The sequence below is a fragment of the Rhizobium sp. BE258 genome, assembly GCF_031457345.1.
In the GTDB taxonomy this organism is placed as follows: Bacteria; Pseudomonadota; Alphaproteobacteria; order Rhizobiales; family Rhizobiaceae; genus Rhizobium.
In genome coordinates this window covers 137,614-154,655 of record NZ_JAVDWL010000006.1, presented here as the reverse complement: position 1 = coordinate 154,655, position 17,042 = coordinate 137,614, and the positions used below count along the sequence as shown (strand labels likewise).

Sequence of the window (17,042 nt, the reverse complement as noted above, 5' to 3'; positions counted from 1 at the left end):
GGGCACATGCGGGCGGACAACAGGGCAAAAGGCGGCGCCGTTCTTTTCGAGACCGGCGTCGAGTTCACAGTCTGGTCGCAACATGCCGCAGAGATCCAGCTCTGCCTCTTCGACAAGAGCGGCAATAAGCAAGTCGCGCGCCTGCCGATGGCGCGTGAGGATGGCTACATCCACCGCCTCTTCGTCGATAATCTGAAGGAAGGCGCACGGTACGGCCTGCGGGCCGACGGTATCTATGCGCCTGATAACGGCCTGTGGTTCGACCCGTCGAAACTGCTCGTCGATCCCTACGCCAAGGAACTCGACCGTCCGTTCCGCCATGATCCGCGCCTCGGCACCTTTGGTGAAGAGACCCAGGACTTGATGCCCAAGGCGATCGTCACCCGCGATCAGAAGGCAAAGCCCGGAAAACCGCTCTTCCGCCCCTGCAGCTTCATCTATGAAGTCGCGGTCAAGCCCTTCACCATGCTGCATCCGGATGTGCCTGAGAAGCAGCGCGGCACCGTTGCCGCCCTCGCCCACCCGTCCATTATTGCGCATCTCAAGCGGATCGGCGTCGATGCCGTCGAGCTGATGCCGATTACCGCCTGGATCGACGAACGTCACCTGCCGCCGCTCGGGCTGACCAACGGCTGGGGCTATAATCCCGTTGCCTTCATGGCGCTCGATCCCCGCCTCTGCCCCGGCGGCATGGCCGAGCTACGCGACACCGTCGCCAGGCTGCATGCCGAAGGCATCGCCGTTATCCTCGATCTCGTCTTCAACCACACCGGCGAAAGCGACCGCTACGGCACGACGCTGTCGATGCGCGGGCTCGACAACCTCTCCTTCTACCGCCACCTGCCGGGCCGCCCGGGCGAGCTCGTCAACGATACCGGAACCGGCAACACAGTCGCCTGCGATCACCCCTATATCCGCCAGCTGATCATCGACAGCCTCAGGCATTTCGTTCTCGGCGCTGCAATCGATGGCTTCCGCTTCGATCTCGCTCCCGTACTCGGCCGCACGGCCTCCGGCTTCGAGGGTCACGGTGAGACACTGTCGGCGATTCTAGCCGACGACGTGCTCGCTGATCGCGTCATGATCGCCGAGCCCTGGGATATCGGTCCCGGCGGCTATCAGCTCGGCAATTTCCCGGCACCCTTCCTCGAATGGAACGACCGCGTCCGCGACGATATCCGTTGCTACTGGCGTGGCGACGACTGGAAGACCGGGCCACTGGCAACCGCACTTGCAGGCTCCTCCGATATCTTCGGCCGCGACGGCCGTCAGGCGACCCGCAGCGTCAACTTCCTCGCCGCCCATGACGGCTTCACGCTGAAAGACCTCGTCTCCTATAATGGCAAGCACAACGAGGCAAACGGCGAGGACAATCGCGACGGCCACAATGAGAACCATTCCTGGAACAACGGCGTCGAAGGCGAGACGAAATATCCTGACATTATCGCGAGGCGCCGCGCCGACCTGATGGCGCTGATTGCAACGCTCTTTGCCAGCCGCGGCAGCGTCATGCTGACCGCCGGCGACGAGGGCGGCCGCAGCCAGCGCGGCAACAACAACGCCTACTGCCAGGACAACGAGATCACCTGGGTGGATTGGAAGACGCTCGATGACGAGTTGATCGCCCACACTGCCTTTGTCTCCGCGCTCAGGAAGCGTTTCGCGGTCTTTTCCGAAAACGGCTTCTTCACCGGCAATGGTGACGTCGCCTGGTTGTCTCCTTCAGGTCAGCCGATGACCACAGGGGAATGGGAGACACCCAACCTCTCTTCTTTCGGCATGATGGTTGCGACCCGCGACGGCACCGCGCGAAAGACCACCCGGCTTTCCGTGCTGTTCAACCGTGCAAGCGCACCCGTATCGTTCACACTTCCGGCTGGGGCCGCATGGCGCGAACTAACGCGTTCCGGCAGCAAAAAAGTCGATCAGACGGTATCGCTTCCGGCTCGTAGCGCTATGTTCTATCTGGAAAATTGAGCTGGCCGGTCATCAGGCGCGAATCCTTGTCGCAACCGTCACAAAGGCGCGATAAGGCTTGATGCTCGCGGCTGTTTTGACGAGGATTGTATGGGTAAGGAAATTGCGCTCGCCGACGTGAAAGGTCTCGTCGGCACCAAGACCGGGATCTCCGATTGGATCACGGTCGACCAGACGATGATCGATGCCTTTGCCGGCGCCACCAACGACCACCAGTTCATCCACACCGATCCCGAACGCGCAGCCGCCGAAAGCCCTTACGGCGGAACGATCGCCCATGGCTTCCTGACGCTGTCGCTGCTCTCGGCGATGAACTTCGACGCTCTGCCGAAGATCCGCGAACAGACGATGGGCATCAACTACGGCTTCGACAAGATCCGCTTCATGTCGCCGGTGAAGACAGGCGCGCGCATCCGCGGCCATTTCACCCTCGCCGACGCGCGCCTGCGCGGCGCAGCGATGATGATGACGACCTACGAAGTATCGGTCGAAATCGAAAACGAGAAGAAACCGGCGCTGACGGCCAACTGGATCACCATTGCCCAGTTCGACCCGAAGGACCGACCGGCGGCGTAAGGCCGGCGCGGCTCTTACTCAGCTGAATTCAATACAGCTTCCAGATGATGGCCATCAGGGTCGACGATAAAGGCTGCATAGTAATGCTCGCCATAGTCGGGTCTGAGGCCAGGGCGTCCATTGTCGCTGCCTCCGTTCGCCAAGGCCGCCGCGTGAAATAGCGCGACGGCGTTGCGATCGGGTGCTGCAACCGCCAGGTGGAAGCCTGGACCAGGAGAACGCTGCCGTTCAGAGACATGCTTCAGCGCCAGCTTGTCGCCACCACCCGGCACACCGTAGCCAACTGCCTGCCCGGCCTCCCCCGGCCGGAGATCTTCCCAAACCCGAACGTAGCCGAGCGGCTGAAGCACAGCATCATAAAATGCCGCCGAACGTTCGATGTCCGAGACGCCGAGGGAGATATGATGCAGCATCGGCAATCCGCCCCTAGTGCCCAGCGTCCTCGGCACCTTCGCTGAGAAGACCGAAGACAAAGGTCGCAAAAGAGCGCCAGCATTCGACACGGAACGTATCGTCTTCCGTGCGGAAGAGGATGATTTCGGCCTTGCCGAAGATGGTGCGCGAGCAGGCTCCAACAGGGAAGGTTGCGAGCGACAGGTCCTGAGGGCAGCCGGAGGCGAGAGCCAGCTCGGCACCCGGACCCGAGACGATAATGCCGACATTGCGGTGCGAGACGTCGGTTGCCGAATGCATCTCAGAGACACCGGACAGAGCGGCCATCAGGTCGGCACCGCTTTCGTCGATGACCAGCCATTCGTCCGGGCCGATCCACAGCACCGAGCGTCCACCGGAACGGCCGGATGTCTTCGGCGCGTTCGGGATGGTGACGCCAAGCGCTGCCGTCAGCGCCTGTAGCGAAGCCTGCGGCGCGCGTAGCGCCACCCGCGTTGCGGGCGCAGCCGAAGTCAGCCGGACGGCCGAGGAGCCGCCATGACGGCCGGCGAGAACGGATCTACGAATTGCGGTCTCAGCCATTGATCCGGCCTCCTTCCTTGTCAAAGAACACCATATCCGTCACCTCGACGGCAATGGTCTTATCGGGCATCGGTATGTAGAGCGTCTCGCCCATCCGCGCCCTGCCGCCGGCAACGAGCGCGAAGGCGATCGAGCGGCCGCAATTTTCCGACCAGTAGGACGAGGTGACATGCCCGAGCATGGTCATCGGCTTCGGTTCGTTCGGATTGGCAACGACCTGCGCACCTTCCTCGAGAACAACGTTCGGATCCTTGGTCACGAGACCGACCAGCTGCTTGCGGCCTTCCTTCGTGAGGTCGATACGCTTCAGGCCGCGGATGCCGACGAAATCGGTCTTCTTCTTGGAAACCGCCCAGGAAAGACCTGCATCGTCAGGGGTAACAGTGCCATCGGTGTCCTGGCCGACGATGATGTATCCCTTTTCGGCGCGCAGCACGTGCATGGTTTCCGTACCGTAGGCGCAGGCGCCGAGCGGCTCTGCATTGGCCCAGACGGCTTCGAGCACGGCCTGACCGTAATCGGCAGGAACGTTGATTTCGAAACCAGCCTCACCGGTGAACGAAACGCGGAACAGACGTGCCGGAACGCCCATGACCTTGCACTCGGCAACGCTCATATGCGGGAAGGCTTCGTTGGAGATATCGACGCCCTCGACGAGCGGAGCGATGATCTCGCGTGCCTTCGGGCCCTGAACCGCAATGACCGCCCACTGTTCGGTGACCGAGGTCAGCCAGACGTTCAGATGCGGGAATTCCGTCTGCAGGTAGTCTTCCATATGGTTGAGAACGCGCGGCGCGCCGCCCGTCGTCGTCGTCACATGGAAGCGATCCTCGCTCAGGCGGCCGACGACGCCGTCGTCATAAACGAAGCCGTCTTCGCGGGTCATGATGCCATAGCGGCACTTGCCGGGCTTCAGCGTATCCCAGGCGTTGGTATACATCAGGTTCATGAACTGGGCGGCGTCAGGGCCGACGACTTCGATCTTGCCGAGGGTCGAAGCGTCGAATAGGCCCGCGACCTCACGCGCCGTCTTGCATTCGCGCGAGACGGCCTGATGCATGGTCTCGCCAGCGCGCGGATAGAACCAGGCGCGCTTCCAGTTGCCGACATCCTCGAACACCGCACCTTGTGCCTCTTCCCACTGGTGAAGCGGCGTCTTGCGCGTAGGGTCGAACAGCTCGCCACGCGAATGCGCGATCAGCGTACCGTAGGTGACGGGCGTATAGGGCGCACGGAAGGTGGTGAGGCCGACCTGCGGGATATCCTTGCCCAGCATTTCGGCTGCAATCGCCAGACCGTGCATGTTGGACAGCTTGCCCTGGTCGGATGCCATGCCATTCGTCGTGAAGCGCTTGATATGCTCGATCGAATGCATGCCTTCGCGAACGGCAAGGCGGATGTCCTTGGCGCAAACGTCGTGCTGGAAATCGATGAAGGCCTTGGCGCTGGTATCGGGTCCGGCACCTTCGGCAGCGCCGATCATTCCGCCGGTCCACTGGAAGGCCTGCTCGGCAGCGATGCTGATCTTGCCGCTGCCCTGCTTGCCGGACGCCTGCGCCATCAGTTCACCGGCGGCAAGCGATTCTTCGATCGTCTGCTGCAGATCGTCGGTGCCGTTGCAGGCGCCGACTGAGAGGCATTCCTGCGCATAGGTGCCCGGCAGGAACCGCTCGGTCTCCACGTCGAACTTCACCTTGCCGCGAGACTGCGAGAACAGATGCACCGAGGGCGTCCAGCCGGCGGACACCAGCAGCGCGTCGATGGCGATCTTGCGCGGCGAACTGCCGCCATTGCGGGCAACGGTCATCGAGGAGACGCGCAGCTTGCCGGCGGTATCGAGCACCGCATGGCCTGCCAGCACCTCGATGCCGAGCGAACGGGCTTCGGCCAGAACCGCGGCACCCGGCTGCGGGCGGCAATCAACGATCGCCGCGATCGCAACACCGGCGCGCTTCAGATCGAAGGCAGCCTCATAGGCCGAGTCATGCGCGGTATAGACGCCGACCTTCGCACCGACGGCCACGCCGTACTGGTTGAGATACATGCGCGCGGCAGATGCCAGCATGATGCCCGGGCGGTCGTTGTTCGGGAACACCATGTGGCGCTCGATCGCACCATTGGCGAGGATAACCCGCTTGGCACGCACCTGCCAGAGGCGCTCGCGCGGCAATTCGCGGCCGGGGTTGGAAACGTGGTCGGTAACGCGCTCGGCAAGTGCCACGAAATTGTGGTTGTAGTAGCCGAAGGCGGTCGTGCGGGTCAGCACCTGGACATTGTCCATCGCCCGGAGCTTGGCAGCCGTCTGCTGCGCCCAGGTATAGCCATCGACGCCATCGATCCTGACGCCGCTGTCATAACGCAGCGCGCCGCCGACATCCGCCTGCTCATCGCAGAGGATGACGCTTGCGCCGGCTTCGGCCGCAGCAAGAGCTGCCGAAAGACCGGCAACGCCGGCACCGGCGACCAGCACGTCGCAATGCGCGTAGCGGCTGGCATAGTGATCGGGATCGGCTTCGGCCGGCGCGACACCCAGACCGGCAGCCCGGCGGATCATCGGCTCGTAGACATGCTTCCAGGCAGCTTTCGGCCACATGAAGGTCTTGTAGTAGAAACCGGCCGCGAAGAACGGCGACATCAGATTGTTGACGCCGCCGATATCGAAGGCGAGCGACGGGAAGCGGTTCTGCGACTTGACGATCATGCCGTCGAAGACTTCCTGAACCGTGGCGCGCACGTTCGGCTGCTTGCGGGCACTGTCACGCGCAACGTCGATCAGCGCATTCGGCTCTTCCGCACCGGCAGACAGGATGCCGCGCGGACGGTGGTACTTGAAGGAACGACCGACCAGATGCACGCCATTGGCAATCAGCGCCGAAGCGACAGTGTCGCCCTCAAGCGCCGTGTAGCTCTTGCCGTCGAAGGTGAAGCGGGCGGTCTTGGCTGGCGTCAGACGCCCCTTGCCTGCAATACGGTTCGCGCCGCTCATTTTGCGTCTCCATCTCGGTTGTCTTCGACAACCACGGCTTCATAGGTTTCGACGGGGGCGTGCGGAACGGCGGCAGCGCCGATCTCAGGCTTCGGCTCGCCTGCCTTGTACGTCTTGATGAATTTGTCGCTGATCGTGTCGCGCGCCGCATTGAAGAAGCGGCCGCAACCGTTCATGTGCCGCCAGCGCTCGAAGATCAGCCCCTTCGGATTGTTGCGCAGGAAGAAATACTCTTCAAACGCCTCGTCGGAGATCGACGCGATGTCGGTTGGGCGGGCGATATGCGCATCGCCGGCGCCGCGGAATTCGAGCTCGGAGCGCTCTTCCTGACAGTAAGGGCAGTAGATCAGTAGCATGTGATACCTGTCTTAGAGTTCCGATCCGGAAACGATGGTTCCGGGAGGTTGATTGCAAAGCCGCCTGCCAAGCGCGACATAGGGGCCGATCCGTTTGAGCAGCTGCTCGAAATTCTCGTAGGGCTTCAACACATCCGTTATGCCGATATTCGCGAAAGCCATTCCGTATAAGTCCGTGTCGATCACGCAAGCCCTGTCTTTCGAACCGCCCTCCGACGGCAGGAAATAGACCGCCGGCTGGTGGAAAACGAAGGCGCAGGCCAGCATTCCGCTATCCGCCACAAAGCGCCAATCCTTTTCGCCCCCTGCCCGCTCTATCTTCTGAAGCCGGAAATCCCCGGTTTCCGGCACGACATTGCCAGCGGGCACCGCCCCCATGACAAGTCCCGCCGAAAGGAGGACTTCCGCAATCATCAGTGCGCCACGGCGGCAGCCGCTGCCTCGTCGATGAGGCGGCCGGTCCGGAAGCGGTCAAGCGTCAGCCCGGCATTGAACTTATGCGCCTCGTCGCGAGCAATAAGATGCGCAAAGAGGTTCGCCGAACCCGGCGTCGCCTTGAAGCCGCCCGTACCCCAGCCGCAGTTGACGTAGAGCCCCGGTACCGGCGTCTTCGACTGGATCGCCGAACGATCCGGCGTGTTGTCGACGATACCGCCCCACTGGCGCATCATCTTGACGCGGCGGAACATCGGGAAGAGTTCACAGATGGCATCCAGCGTATGGGTGATGATCTGCAGACCACCGGTCTGCGAGTAGGAATTGTACTGGTCCGTACCGGCACCGATGACCAGCTCGCCCTTGTCCGACTGCGAAATATAGGCATGCACGGTGTTGGACATGACGACACAGGGGAAGATCGGCTTCAGCGGCTCGGACACCAAGGCCTGAAGCGGGCTCGATTGCAGCGGCACGCGCACGTCGGCCATGTTCATGACGACGGTGGAGTGACCGGCGGCGGATACACCGATCTTCTTCGCGCCGATGTAGCCACGGTTCGTCTCGACACCGGTGACACGGCCATCAGGACCGCGGCGGATGCCGGTGACTTCGCAATTCTGGATGATGTGGACGCCGCGGTCCGAGGCGGCGCGCGCATAGCCCCAGGCAACCGCATCGTGACGCGCCGTACCGCCGCGGCGCTGCAGGGCGGCGCCGTTGATCGGGTAGCGGGCGCTCGCCGAAATATCGAGCGGCGGGCAGTAGGCCTTGGCCTGCTCCGGCGTCAGCCACTCATTATCGATGCCGTAGAGGCGGTTCGCGTGAATGTGCCGCTTGAAGGACTGCTGGTCGTGAACATTGTGCGAGAGCATCATCACGCCGCGCGGCGAATACATCACATTGTAGTTGAGGTCCTGGGAGAGGTTCTCCCAGAGCTTCATCGAATGCTCGTAGATGTGCATGCTCTCTTCATAGAGATAGTTCGAGCGGATGATGGTCGTGTTGCGGCCGGTATTGCCGCCGCCGAGCCAGCCCTTCTCGAGCACCGCGACATTGGTAATGCCGTGCTCCTTGGCGAGATAATAGGCGGCGCCGAGACCATGGCCACCACCGCCGATGATGATGACGTCGTATTCCGACCGCGGCTCCGGAGAAGTCCACTGCTTTTCCCAACCCTTGTGGGCTCGGAGGGCTTCTCTCGCAACGGCAAAGACCGAGTATTTCCGCATCCGCCATCATCTCCTTAGGGACAGGCATTCTTCTTCGTGGCCATACAAATCGCAAATCCAAAAGCGGCACAACGTTTCTTTTGCGACGTGGAACGGCTTTTGTTTGACATGCGCAAGATCGTGCCGCGTGCCTGACACCATCCAGTTGCGCGTAAATGCAGTCCCTGCCTGGGGTTAACCCAAGAGGGCAGGCAGACCGCGCGGCGAAGCACATGCTAATATCCATATATGTGAGGGATATTTCATGTGGTTTTTGCGATGTGCCGCAATTGCGGCACTCGGTTTTGCGTCATTGATCCCGGTAACGGCCGCGGCGGCAGAAGCCGTGGGCGAAGCTGTGGAGATCAAGACCGCAGTGACCGGCGAACAGGGGCCACTCGAAGTCAACTCCGCCGTCTATCGCGACGATCGCATCCGCACCTCGCAATCGGGCCTGGGGCAGTTCGTCTTCCGCGACGGAACGAAACTTGCTGTCGGCTGGGGCTCATCCGTCGTCATCGACCGCTATGTCTTCGACGACAGCGATTCCGTGAAGCGTCTCAGCATCAAGGCTGCAAAAGGCACCTTCCGCTGGATCAGCGGCAGCTCCAAGTCCTCGGCCTACCAGATCCTAACCCCTGCCGGAACGATCGGCGTCAGGGGCACCGCCTTCGATTTCTTCGTCGGTCCGGATGGTACAACGGCTGTCGTGCTTCTGAACGGCGCGGCGCAATTCTGCGGACCTGGCGGCTGCCGGCAGCTGACGCGGCGCTGCGACTGCGTGATCGCCGATCGCAGCGGCGGCATGACCGACGTCAAGCATGTCGATCGCAGCGTGCTGCAGACGCTCGGCACCAATCGCGCCCTTCCGTTTCTGTCCGGCAGTCAGCGTCTCTCGGGCATGCTGGGCACCAGCTGCGGCATGAGCGCCGCATTGCAGGACCGGCGCGACCCGGTGGCCCCCGCTCCCCGCCTGGCGCCGCCGCCACCGCCTCCGCCGGTTCCACCGGAGAAACCGTCAAAACCGGATAAGCCTCACAAGCCCCATAAGCCGGACAAGCCGGATAGGCCCCACAAACCGGACAAGCCTGACAAACCGCACCGGCCGGACAGACCCGACAGACCGGATCGGCCAGATCGGCCAGACAGACCCGATAGGCCGGATCGACCGAATAGCCCGGGTGGTCACGATCACGGCGGCGATGATCACGGTCACGGCCGCGGACACGGTACCCGCGACCATGATGGCGATCGCGGTGACAGGGGCGGCAACCGGGACGGAAGGGATCGCGGCAACTGGAGCCGCGGCCGTTAGGATTGGATGATCTGCCGTTTATGCGGCGCCGGTGGCGCATCACGGAAATGATCGGCACGGCGGGCGAGCTTGCGGTAGAAATCCGGCAGATGCGGCGACACGGCCCTGGCTTTCAGCCTGATCGCGCCGGCGATCCGCCGGAGCGCTGGCGAGCGGCTCCGTAACGCCGAGAGCAGTTCCGCATGCAGCAGACGCAATTCGGTGAACTCGGCCGACCCGGCAAGCGTCGGGCCGCCGACGACGGCGAAGAGTTCGGTCCGCGTGCTTTTCCCCTTCAGCCCCACCGCGCCAGCCTCCAGCAGCGCCATCTCGCGCTGGCGCTTGGCGGTTTCCTCCGAAATCAGAATGTCGAAACCGACCTCCTTGCAGGAGGATTCGATACGCGCCGCGACATTGACCGCGTCGCCGACTGCCGAATAGTTGAAACGCGTTTCCGCCCCCATGTTGCCGACGCAGGCGACACCGGTGTGGATGCCGATGCCTATCCCGACTTTCTGATCAGGGCCGAAACCGAAGGCATCGTCGGCGTTCAGCCGGGCCAGCGTCTCGCGCATCGCCAGCGCCGCACGCACCGCCTTCGCCTCGTGGTCGGCGACATCGACGGGCGCATTCCAGAAGGCCATGATCGAATCACCGATGAACTTGTCGAGCGTGCCTTCATTTGCGATGACATGATGGCTCAGGGCATCGAGCAGCGTATTCAGAAAGTGGACGACAGCGGTCGGCGGAAGCCGCTCGCTGATCTCCGTGAAGTCGCGGACATCGACGAACATCACGGTCAGCTCCCGGTCGTCGCCACCGAGGCGCAGCGCATCACGCGTGTGCTCTATTCTATAAAGCAGCGACGGCGAGAGATAATGACCGAAGGCGCGGCGCACCTCCCGCCTCTCCCGGTCGATGACGAGAATACGGAACGATGTCGCCGCGAAATGCGTGATCGAGCCGCCGAGAATCGGCGCCAGAGGATCAAGCAGCAGGCCGAGCGCCGAGAAGCAGAACCAGGACGCGACCAGCGCCAGCGCCGTGATCGCCAGCCCGCAGGCGAGCGCAACGGCCGGGCTGACGAAGGTGGTTATGAATACCAGCAGCGTCCCGAGTACGGCGATCGCCAGGATCTCCAACCCGTCAGCCCAATCCGGCCGCGACAGGAAGTGACCAGAGAGGATCTGCTCCACCGTCTGCGCATGCAGCGAGACGCCCGGCACATTTTCTCCGAGTGCCGTGGTGCGGATATCCTGCAGGCCGGCGGCAGATGTGCCGATGAAGAGAATGCTGCCGTTAATCGCCTCGGCGACGGCGGCTGGCGGCCCGGTGCCATCGAGGATCAGCCGCGCGGAGATATAGCGTTCTGCTCTGTCGGGCGTGACGTAAAGCCAGAGTTCGCCTGCGGCCGTCACCGGCACGACGAAATCACCGATCTTCGCCGACGTCATCACCCCGGTAACCCCAGGAGCCCCGGCCAGCACATAGGTCGATGCGCCCTGCGCCACCCGCAACGCTTCCATGGCGAGATTGGGATAGAACTGGCTGCCATCGCTGAGGAACAGCGGGACGGCCCTCACCACCGGCGAAGGATTGCCCGGATTGAGGCTGATGTGGCCGATCCCGGCGGCATTCTTCTCCAGCCCCGGCCGAAGCGGCGTTGCCGCCGCAAGATGCGGAAGTGCCGCCGCCGGATCTTCACCGGTAAAGGCAAAACCAGCCTTCACCGGCGGACGGTAGTCACCTTCGTTGGAAAGACCGAAGCCGAGCACGACGGGCCTGGAAGCGATCGAAGCGGCGAAGATCTGGTCGTTGTCGGGCAATTTCGCGATAACGGCCGGGTCGATGCCTTCGGCGTCCGCGGCGATCGCCCGCGGTGAAAGCCGGTCCGGCTCGGCAAACAGCATGTCGAAAGCGATCGCGGCGGCACCCATTTCGGAAAGACGCTCGACCAGATGCGCGAGCCGGTCGCGCGGCCAGGGCCATTGCCCGAAGTCCTTGAGCGACGCCTCGTCGATATCGATCACGTGCACAGGCACCGGCTCGAATGGCCGCGGCGCGATCCGCTGATACTCATCGAAAGTGACATCCCGCGCCTGCCGCAGCAGCGAAGGGTCGCCCGCCCGAAGGGCCGTCAGCGCCGCGACGATCAACAGACCGATGAGAACGCCGATTTGCTGCGTACGCGTCATGAACATGCAGCGCTCTTGAGATGGAGCCACGCGGCGGCAGCGAACTTACGACGCTTTGGCGCAGATGGCCACTCGCCCTTATGGATGGGTAGGTGGTGTGGCTGGCGGCTCTATCCGCCATTTTTTCCACACCAGTCCACATCCCGGCTGGACTTCCAGAAAGCGATCTGATATCCCGCATCACCAATCGCAAGGCTCTCGCCGCGCGAACGTTATGTTTTTGCCTCTGGCGCTGCGTCGCCTCATGGCGCAACCAAAACCAAAGGAACGTGATTCTCGTGCAGGTACTCGTCCGCGATAACAATGTTGACCAGGCTCTCCGCGCTCTCAAAAAGAAGATGCAGCGCGAAGGTATTTTCCGCGAAATGAAGATGCGCGATTACTACGAAAAGCCGTCGCAGAAGCGCGCTCGCGAAAAGGCTGAAGCCGTTCGCCGCGTTCGCAAGCTGGCTCGCAAGCGGGCACAGCGCGAAGGTCTGGTTGCACGCTAAGGCGTGTCCGTCGTTATTTCGACGTTTTCAGATGCATGTTGGCGGGGGCGATTGGTGTCGCCGCCGCCTTTTTAATTTGCCGCTGAAGATCGCATGTCCGTTCGCCCTCGGACATGACGCATGGGGAAAGCGCACGAATGGCTGATTTCTTGTTCTCTTCGTCCCGGTCCTTGCGCGCGCCCAAGGCGCCGCTGCTGCCGATGTTGGCGGTTCTTGCCGCGGTCGGTCTTGCCGGCTGCCAGACCGAAAACACCTCCGATGCCGTAATCCGCATCGACAAGGCCCAGGGCTCGGAAGGGAACATCGCCTCGTTGACTTCGGTCATCAACGCTAATCCACGCGATCCGGAAGGCTACAACGTCCGTGGTTCGGCCTATGGCCGCGCCGGCCAGTTCAAGGCTGCACTGAACGACTTCAACACGGCCCTGCAGATCAACCCGCGCTTCTATCAGGCCTATGCCAACCGCGCGCTGGTATACCGCAACATGGGCCAGCAGCAGCAGGCAATCGGCGACTACAATGCCGCGCTGCAGATCAACCCGAACTACGATGTCGCCTATATCGGCCGCGGCAATGTCTACCGTCAGGCCGGCCAGGACGATCCGGCTTTCAACGACTTCTCCAAGGCGATCCAGCTCGGCACCACCGACGGGCGCGCCTATCACAATCGCGGCCTGATCTTCCAGAAGCGCAATCAGCAGGACAAGGCGATCGACGACTTCTCGAAGGCGATCTCGCTTTCTCCGAATTCGCCCGAGCCGTATAACGGCCGCGGCATCTCCTACATCGCGCTGAACGACGACGACAACGCGTTTGCCGATTTCAATCATGCGATCGAGCTCAACGGCAACGTTGCCGAATCCTGGGCCAACCAGGCGCTGGTCTACGAACGCCGCGGCGACAAGGACAAGGCGATGCGCAGCTATCGCCACGCTGTCGGCCTCGACCCGAAATACCAGCCGGCGCGAGACGGCATGGCCCGGCTCGGCGCTCCCAGCAGCAACGGCTGATCCTGAAGCATTGGAGACGGCACCATGGCGGCGAAACAGCATGTGATCGTCGCCGGTGCCGGCATCATCGGCGCCTCCATCGCCTGGCATCTCGCCCGCGACGGCGCCGAAGTCACCGTGATCGCCGAAGATACCGGCGGTGTTGCAACTCCCAATTCTTTCGGCTGGATCAATGCCAGCTGGGGCAATCCCGAATTCTATTTCCGCTTCCGCCGCCGCTCGATGACAGAGTGGAAGCGTCTGGCCACCGAACTACCCGGCCTGCCGCTTGCCTGGTGTGGCGGCATATGCTGGGATCTGCCTGAAGACGAGCTGCGCGCCTACGAGACCCAGCATACGCAATGGGGCTATGGCATCGAGCGAATCGGCAAAGCCGGGATCGCCGCGCGCGAACCCTTCCTGACACAGCTGCCCGAGACCGCGCTCCACATTGCCGAAGAAGGCGCCGTCGAGCCGGTCGCCGCTGCCCGCCTGATGCTGGCCGATGCCGGGGCGCGCGGCGCAAAATTCGTCACCGCCGCCGTGCGCGGTCTTCTGCGGCGTGGTGAAGGCATTGCCGGCGTCGTCACGTCGACAGGCATCGTTGAGGCCAACCACGTCGTTCTGGCCGCCGGAGCAGGCGCTGTCCCGATTGCAGCTTCGGCAGGGATCACGCTGCCGATCGATGCACCTGCAGGATTGATCGTTCATTCCCGGCCATTCGAAAAGCGCCTGAACGGCCTGGTCATCGCGCCCGAGCTCCACATGCGCCAGACCGCCGAGGGCCGCATCATCGCCGGCAGCGACTTCGGCGGCAGCGAGCCTGGCGCGGATCACAAATCGACCGCCGCCACATTGTTCGCCAAGGTGAAGGCCAATCTCGCAAGCAGCGAGAACCTGACCATGGAACTCTTCACCGTCGGCTACCGTCCGACGCCGAAGGACGGCTTTCCGATCATCGGCAACGGCGGTTGCCCTGGGCTCTATGTGGCGGTCATGCATTCGGGCGTGACCTTGGCACCGCTGGCCGGTCTGTTGGCCGCAGAGGAAATTCTCTCCGGCGAGACCGAAAGCGACCTTGAGCCGTTCCGCTTGGCGCGTTTTGCGTGAGCGTTGGTACGAAATGCGACAAAGCCCGTCACCTTCATTTAGGAGGTTGCAACCCCATCCCCCACCCCCTAACATGACCCCGCATCGATAGCAGGCTATCGGGAATCAGAACGCGTTCAGGGCGATGGCGGCAATGCAGTTTTCTGCTTTCCTATCTGTTGGAAAAAGTTCCGGATTCCGTCTGTGCCGGTCAGGTGGAAGAGCCTGCCGATGAGCCTGCGTTCCCGCATGTTTCCAAAGGCCACGATCGGCACCTATCTGGTTGCGATGGCCGTCGCCATCGCCGTGCCGATCTTCGCCTTCGTGACGCTTCTGCTGCTGCAGCTCGAGGACAACCAGCGCGACACGCTGCGCCGCGAGACAGCCCAGGATGCGCTTGCGCTTTCTCGCTCCGTCGACCGGCAATTGCAGGACATGGCCACCACGCTCCGCCTGCTCGCCACCTCGCCTGAGCTTGAGCACAGCGATTACGCATCCTTCCACCAGCGCACCGAAACGGCGCTGCGCGGCGATACGCTTTATGTCATCGCCACCGACAAGGACGGCCAGCAGCTGCTGAATACCCGTCGCGATTTCGGCACGCAGCTCGGCAAGATGAGCAATCTCACGGCGCTCAAATACGCCATGGATAGCGGCCGGATCGAGGCCTCCAACGTTTTCCAGGGCAGCACCAGCGGCGAGTGGGTCTACAACGTGACCATGCCGGTCCAGACCGGCAACGCAGCGGCGCTGATCATCACCCAGAACGCCAAGGACCTGGCGAAGATGCTGCAGCCGGAAGGCCTTGCGGCCGGATGGTCGGCCGCCGTCATCGACCAGTCCGGGCACGTCGTCGCCTCGGGCGGGCCCTTCGCCATCGAGCCCGGCACCGCCTTCGACCCCCGCATCCTGCCTTCGCTCATCGCGTCCCGCGGCGTCTTCGAGGACCGCAAGATTTTGCCCGACCAGTTGCTCGGCTACGCGCAGATCCCCGGCTGGTCATGGAAGACGGTAATCTGGGGGCCGATCTCCACAGCGCAGGCATCCATCCTGACTACCTGGCGCTTTCTGATCATCGGCGGCATTGCCCTCCTCGCCGTCGCCGTTTTCGCCGCCTATGCCGTGGCCCGTCAGGTCCGCACGACAATCCGCGATATCGCCGAGATGGCAAATCGCATGGGCGAGGGCCACATCGTCGCGCCGATCGACACTAGCGTCGTCGAAGCCAACCAGGTGGCCGTGGCGCTGTCCAACGCCTCCTTTGATCGCAGCCAGACCGAGGACCGCCTGCATTTCGTCATGAACGAGCTGGTTCATCGCACCAAGAACCTGCTAACGCTGGCCCAGGCGATGATGCGCCAGCTTGCGAAGCAGGCCGACAGCGTCGAGGGTTTCCAGGCAGCCGTTGCCGAGCGGTTGGATGGCTTGGTGCGGTCGATCGAGCTCCTGACCAGCGAACAATGGGCCGGCGCCTCGCTGCGGCGAGTGGTGGATATCCATCTCGACGCCTTCCCGCAGGCCGTCGAGCAGATCGAGATCATCGGCAAGGACTTCATGCTGAAGCCCGAGGCAGTCCAGAATCTCGGCCTGACGCTGCATGAACTGGCGACCAACTCGGTGAAATACGGCGCCCTATCGATCCCCGAGGGACGCGTGACCTTCTCATGGCAGGAGGTCGAAGTGGAAAACCAGACGGAACCGATGCTGCGGTTCATCTGGCGGGAACTGAGCGGACCGGCGGTGAAAGCGCCGGAGCGCTCCGGATTCGGCACGACGGTCATCAAGATGCATGCGGCAGCGGCCTTCCGCGGCACCGTTCAGGTCGATTACCTGGCGGAGGGCCTGCTCTGGGTGCTGACGGCAACGCGCAGCACGCTGGCCCGCGATTAGAGCCGGCGGGAACAATCAAAAGCGCCGCCCGTTTCGAACAGGTCATCCAAAGGAGAAGGACCATGTTCAAGCAAGCGATGATCGCAGCCGCCGCGCTGACCGCTGCAGCCTGCGCCACACCGGCGGCAGCTGCCGACTATGTCAGCCTCGGCCGCCTCGTGTGCGGTTCGGACGGCGGTCAGGGTCTCATCATCAAGTCCGAGAAGAACCTGATCTGCACCTACACGCCGGCAGGCGGCGGCGCGAAGGCCGTTTACGCAGGCAAGATCGAAAAATACGGCATCGATATCGGCCAAACCGGCAACAGCGTGATGATCTGGCAGGTGCTGGCCAAGACCGGCACAGACTTCCCGCAATTCGCGCTTGCCGGCGAATATTACGGCGTCGGCGCCGATGCCAGCTTCGGCGCTGGGGCCGGCGCGAAGGTGATCGCCGGTGGCACCAACCAATCCTTCATGCTGCAGCCGCTGAACGTCCAAGCCCAAGAGGGGCTCAATCTCGCTGTCGGTGTGGAGAAAATGACGCTGGCGCCCGCTGCTACCTGATCAAGGGGTCAGCGGCGAGGAAAAGGCTTGCCG

General features: G+C 62.9%; 15 protein-coding genes. 8 read left to right on the top strand and 7 right to left on the bottom strand.

The window, feature by feature from the left end; all coding sequences use genetic code 11:
* Positions 1–6 precede the first annotated feature (6 nt).
* Complete coding sequence (glgX, locus tag J2X43_RS21325; protein ID WP_310296957.1) at positions 7–1,977, top strand: glycogen debranching protein GlgX; 1,971 nt, start codon at positions 7–9, stop codon at positions 1,975–1,977.
* A gap of 90 nt (positions 1,978–2,067) precedes the next feature.
* Positions 2,068–2,553, top strand: a complete 486-nt coding sequence (locus tag J2X43_RS21320) for a MaoC family dehydratase (protein WP_112385570.1) — start codon at positions 2,068–2,070, stop codon at positions 2,551–2,553.
* A 14-nt stretch (positions 2,554–2,567) separates the two neighbouring features.
* Here the strand turns inward: J2X43_RS21320 and J2X43_RS21315 are convergent, their stop codons facing one another.
* The 6 genes from J2X43_RS21315 to J2X43_RS21290 are packed head-to-tail and all read right to left on the bottom strand — an operon-like array spanning position 2,568 to position 8,537.
* Complete coding sequence (locus J2X43_RS21315) at positions 2,568–2,966, bottom strand: VOC family protein (protein ID WP_310296951.1); 399 nt, start codon at positions 2,964–2,966, stop codon at positions 2,568–2,570.
* A 13-nt stretch (positions 2,967–2,979) separates the two neighbouring features.
* Complete coding sequence (locus J2X43_RS21310; protein WP_310296948.1) at positions 2,980–3,528, bottom strand: sarcosine oxidase subunit gamma; 549 nt, start codon at positions 3,526–3,528, stop codon at positions 2,980–2,982.
* A complete protein-coding gene (locus J2X43_RS21305; RefSeq protein ID WP_310296946.1) occupies positions 3,521–6,514 on the bottom strand; it encodes a sarcosine oxidase subunit alpha in 2,994 nt (997 codons plus the stop codon). Before J2X43_RS21305 ends, J2X43_RS21310 begins: the two co-directional genes overlap by 8 nt.
* The gene (locus tag J2X43_RS21300) at positions 6,511–6,870 is read right to left on the bottom strand and encodes a sarcosine oxidase subunit delta (RefSeq protein WP_310296943.1); all 360 of its coding nucleotides are present in this window, start codon (positions 6,868–6,870) and stop codon (positions 6,511–6,513) included. The genes J2X43_RS21305 and J2X43_RS21300 overlap by 4 nt, the downstream gene beginning before the upstream one ends.
* Before the next feature lie 12 nt (positions 6,871–6,882).
* Complete coding sequence (locus J2X43_RS21295; RefSeq protein ID WP_310296941.1) at positions 6,883–7,284, bottom strand: hypothetical protein; 402 nt, start codon at positions 7,282–7,284, stop codon at positions 6,883–6,885.
* Positions 7,284–8,537: a sarcosine oxidase subunit beta family protein gene (locus J2X43_RS21290; RefSeq protein ID WP_112516807.1), complete on the bottom strand. Its 1,254-nt coding sequence runs from the start codon at positions 8,535–8,537 to the stop codon at positions 7,284–7,286. The genes J2X43_RS21295 and J2X43_RS21290 overlap by 1 nt, the downstream gene beginning before the upstream one ends.
* 244 nt (positions 8,538–8,781) lie before the next feature.
* On the opposite strand from J2X43_RS21290, the gene J2X43_RS21285 reads away from it, so the two are divergent.
* Positions 8,782–9,831 carry a FecR domain-containing protein gene (locus J2X43_RS21285; protein WP_310296938.1) on the top strand — a complete coding sequence of 350 codons (1,050 nt, stop codon included), beginning with the start codon at positions 8,782–8,784 and terminating at the stop codon, positions 9,829–9,831.
* Here J2X43_RS21285 and J2X43_RS21280 read toward each other — a convergent pair.
* Positions 9,828–12,005 (bottom strand): adenylate/guanylate cyclase domain-containing protein, encoded by a 2,178-nt coding sequence (locus J2X43_RS21280; protein ID WP_310297586.1) that lies wholly within the window; start codon positions 12,003–12,005, stop codon positions 9,828–9,830. The two genes, J2X43_RS21285 and J2X43_RS21280, sit on opposite strands and share 4 nt — an antisense overlap.
* A gap of 278 nt (positions 12,006–12,283) precedes the next feature.
* On the opposite strand from J2X43_RS21280, the gene rpsU reads away from it, so the two are divergent.
* From rpsU to J2X43_RS21255, 5 genes are all read left to right on the top strand, one after another.
* Positions 12,284–12,496, top strand: coding sequence for a 30S ribosomal protein S21 (gene rpsU, locus J2X43_RS21275; RefSeq protein ID WP_003585885.1), 213 nt, complete (start codon positions 12,284–12,286; stop codon positions 12,494–12,496).
* Positions 12,497–12,633: 137 nt separating this feature from the next.
* Positions 12,634–13,506, top strand: a complete 873-nt coding sequence (locus tag J2X43_RS21270; protein ID WP_310296935.1) for a tetratricopeptide repeat protein — start codon at positions 12,634–12,636, stop codon at positions 13,504–13,506.
* Between the two features lie 24 nt (positions 13,507–13,530).
* Positions 13,531–14,595: an FAD-dependent oxidoreductase gene (locus J2X43_RS21265; protein ID WP_310296932.1), complete on the top strand. Its 1,065-nt coding sequence runs from the start codon at positions 13,531–13,533 to the stop codon at positions 14,593–14,595.
* Positions 14,596–14,805: 210 nt separating this feature from the next.
* Positions 14,806–16,464 (top strand): sensor histidine kinase, encoded by a 1,659-nt coding sequence (locus tag J2X43_RS21260; RefSeq protein WP_310296929.1) that lies wholly within the window; start codon positions 14,806–14,808, stop codon positions 16,462–16,464.
* 62 nt (positions 16,465–16,526) lie between these two features.
* Positions 16,527–17,009, top strand: a complete 483-nt coding sequence (locus J2X43_RS21255; protein ID WP_310296926.1) for a DUF992 domain-containing protein — start codon at positions 16,527–16,529, stop codon at positions 17,007–17,009.
* The last annotated feature ends 33 nt before the right edge of the window (positions 17,010–17,042 follow it).

Excerpts from the sequence above, each read along its gene's own strand:
- J2X43_RS21315 (WP_310296951.1), bottom strand. The coding sequence starts at position 2,966 with ATGCTGCATCATATCTCCCTCGGCGTCTCGGACATCGAACGTTCGGCG.
- J2X43_RS21320 (WP_112385570.1), top strand. The coding sequence starts at position 2,068 with ATGGGTAAGGAAATTGCGCTCGCCGACGTGAAAGGTCTCGTCGGCACC.
- J2X43_RS21260 (WP_310296929.1), top strand. The coding sequence starts at position 14,806 with ATGAGCCTGCGTTCCCGCATGTTTCCAAAGGCCACGATCGGCACCTAT.
- J2X43_RS21280 (WP_310297586.1), bottom strand. The coding sequence starts at position 12,005 with ATGACGCGTACGCAGCAAATCGGCGTTCTCATCGGTCTGTTGATCGTC.
- J2X43_RS21300 (WP_310296943.1), bottom strand. The coding sequence starts at position 6,870 with ATGCTACTGATCTACTGCCCTTACTGTCAGGAAGAGCGCTCCGAGCTC.
- J2X43_RS21310 (WP_310296948.1), bottom strand. The coding sequence starts at position 3,528 with ATGGCTGAGACCGCAATTCGTAGATCCGTTCTCGCCGGCCGTCATGGC.
- J2X43_RS21270 (WP_310296935.1), top strand. The coding sequence starts at position 12,634 with ATGGCTGATTTCTTGTTCTCTTCGTCCCGGTCCTTGCGCGCGCCCAAG.
- J2X43_RS21305 (WP_310296946.1), bottom strand. The coding sequence starts at position 6,514 with ATGAGCGGCGCGAACCGTATTGCAGGCAAGGGGCGTCTGACGCCAGCC.
- J2X43_RS21290 (WP_112516807.1), bottom strand. The coding sequence starts at position 8,537 with ATGCGGAAATACTCGGTCTTTGCCGTTGCGAGAGAAGCCCTCCGAGCC.
- J2X43_RS21255 (WP_310296926.1), top strand. The coding sequence starts at position 16,527 with ATGTTCAAGCAAGCGATGATCGCAGCCGCCGCGCTGACCGCTGCAGCC.
- J2X43_RS21295 (WP_310296941.1), bottom strand. The coding sequence starts at position 7,284 with ATGATTGCGGAAGTCCTCCTTTCGGCGGGACTTGTCATGGGGGCGGTG.
- glgX (WP_310296957.1), top strand. The coding sequence starts at position 7 with ATGCGGGCGGACAACAGGGCAAAAGGCGGCGCCGTTCTTTTCGAGACC.
- J2X43_RS21265 (WP_310296932.1), top strand. The coding sequence starts at position 13,531 with ATGGCGGCGAAACAGCATGTGATCGTCGCCGGTGCCGGCATCATCGGC.
- J2X43_RS21285 (WP_310296938.1), top strand. The coding sequence starts at position 8,782 with ATGTGGTTTTTGCGATGTGCCGCAATTGCGGCACTCGGTTTTGCGTCA.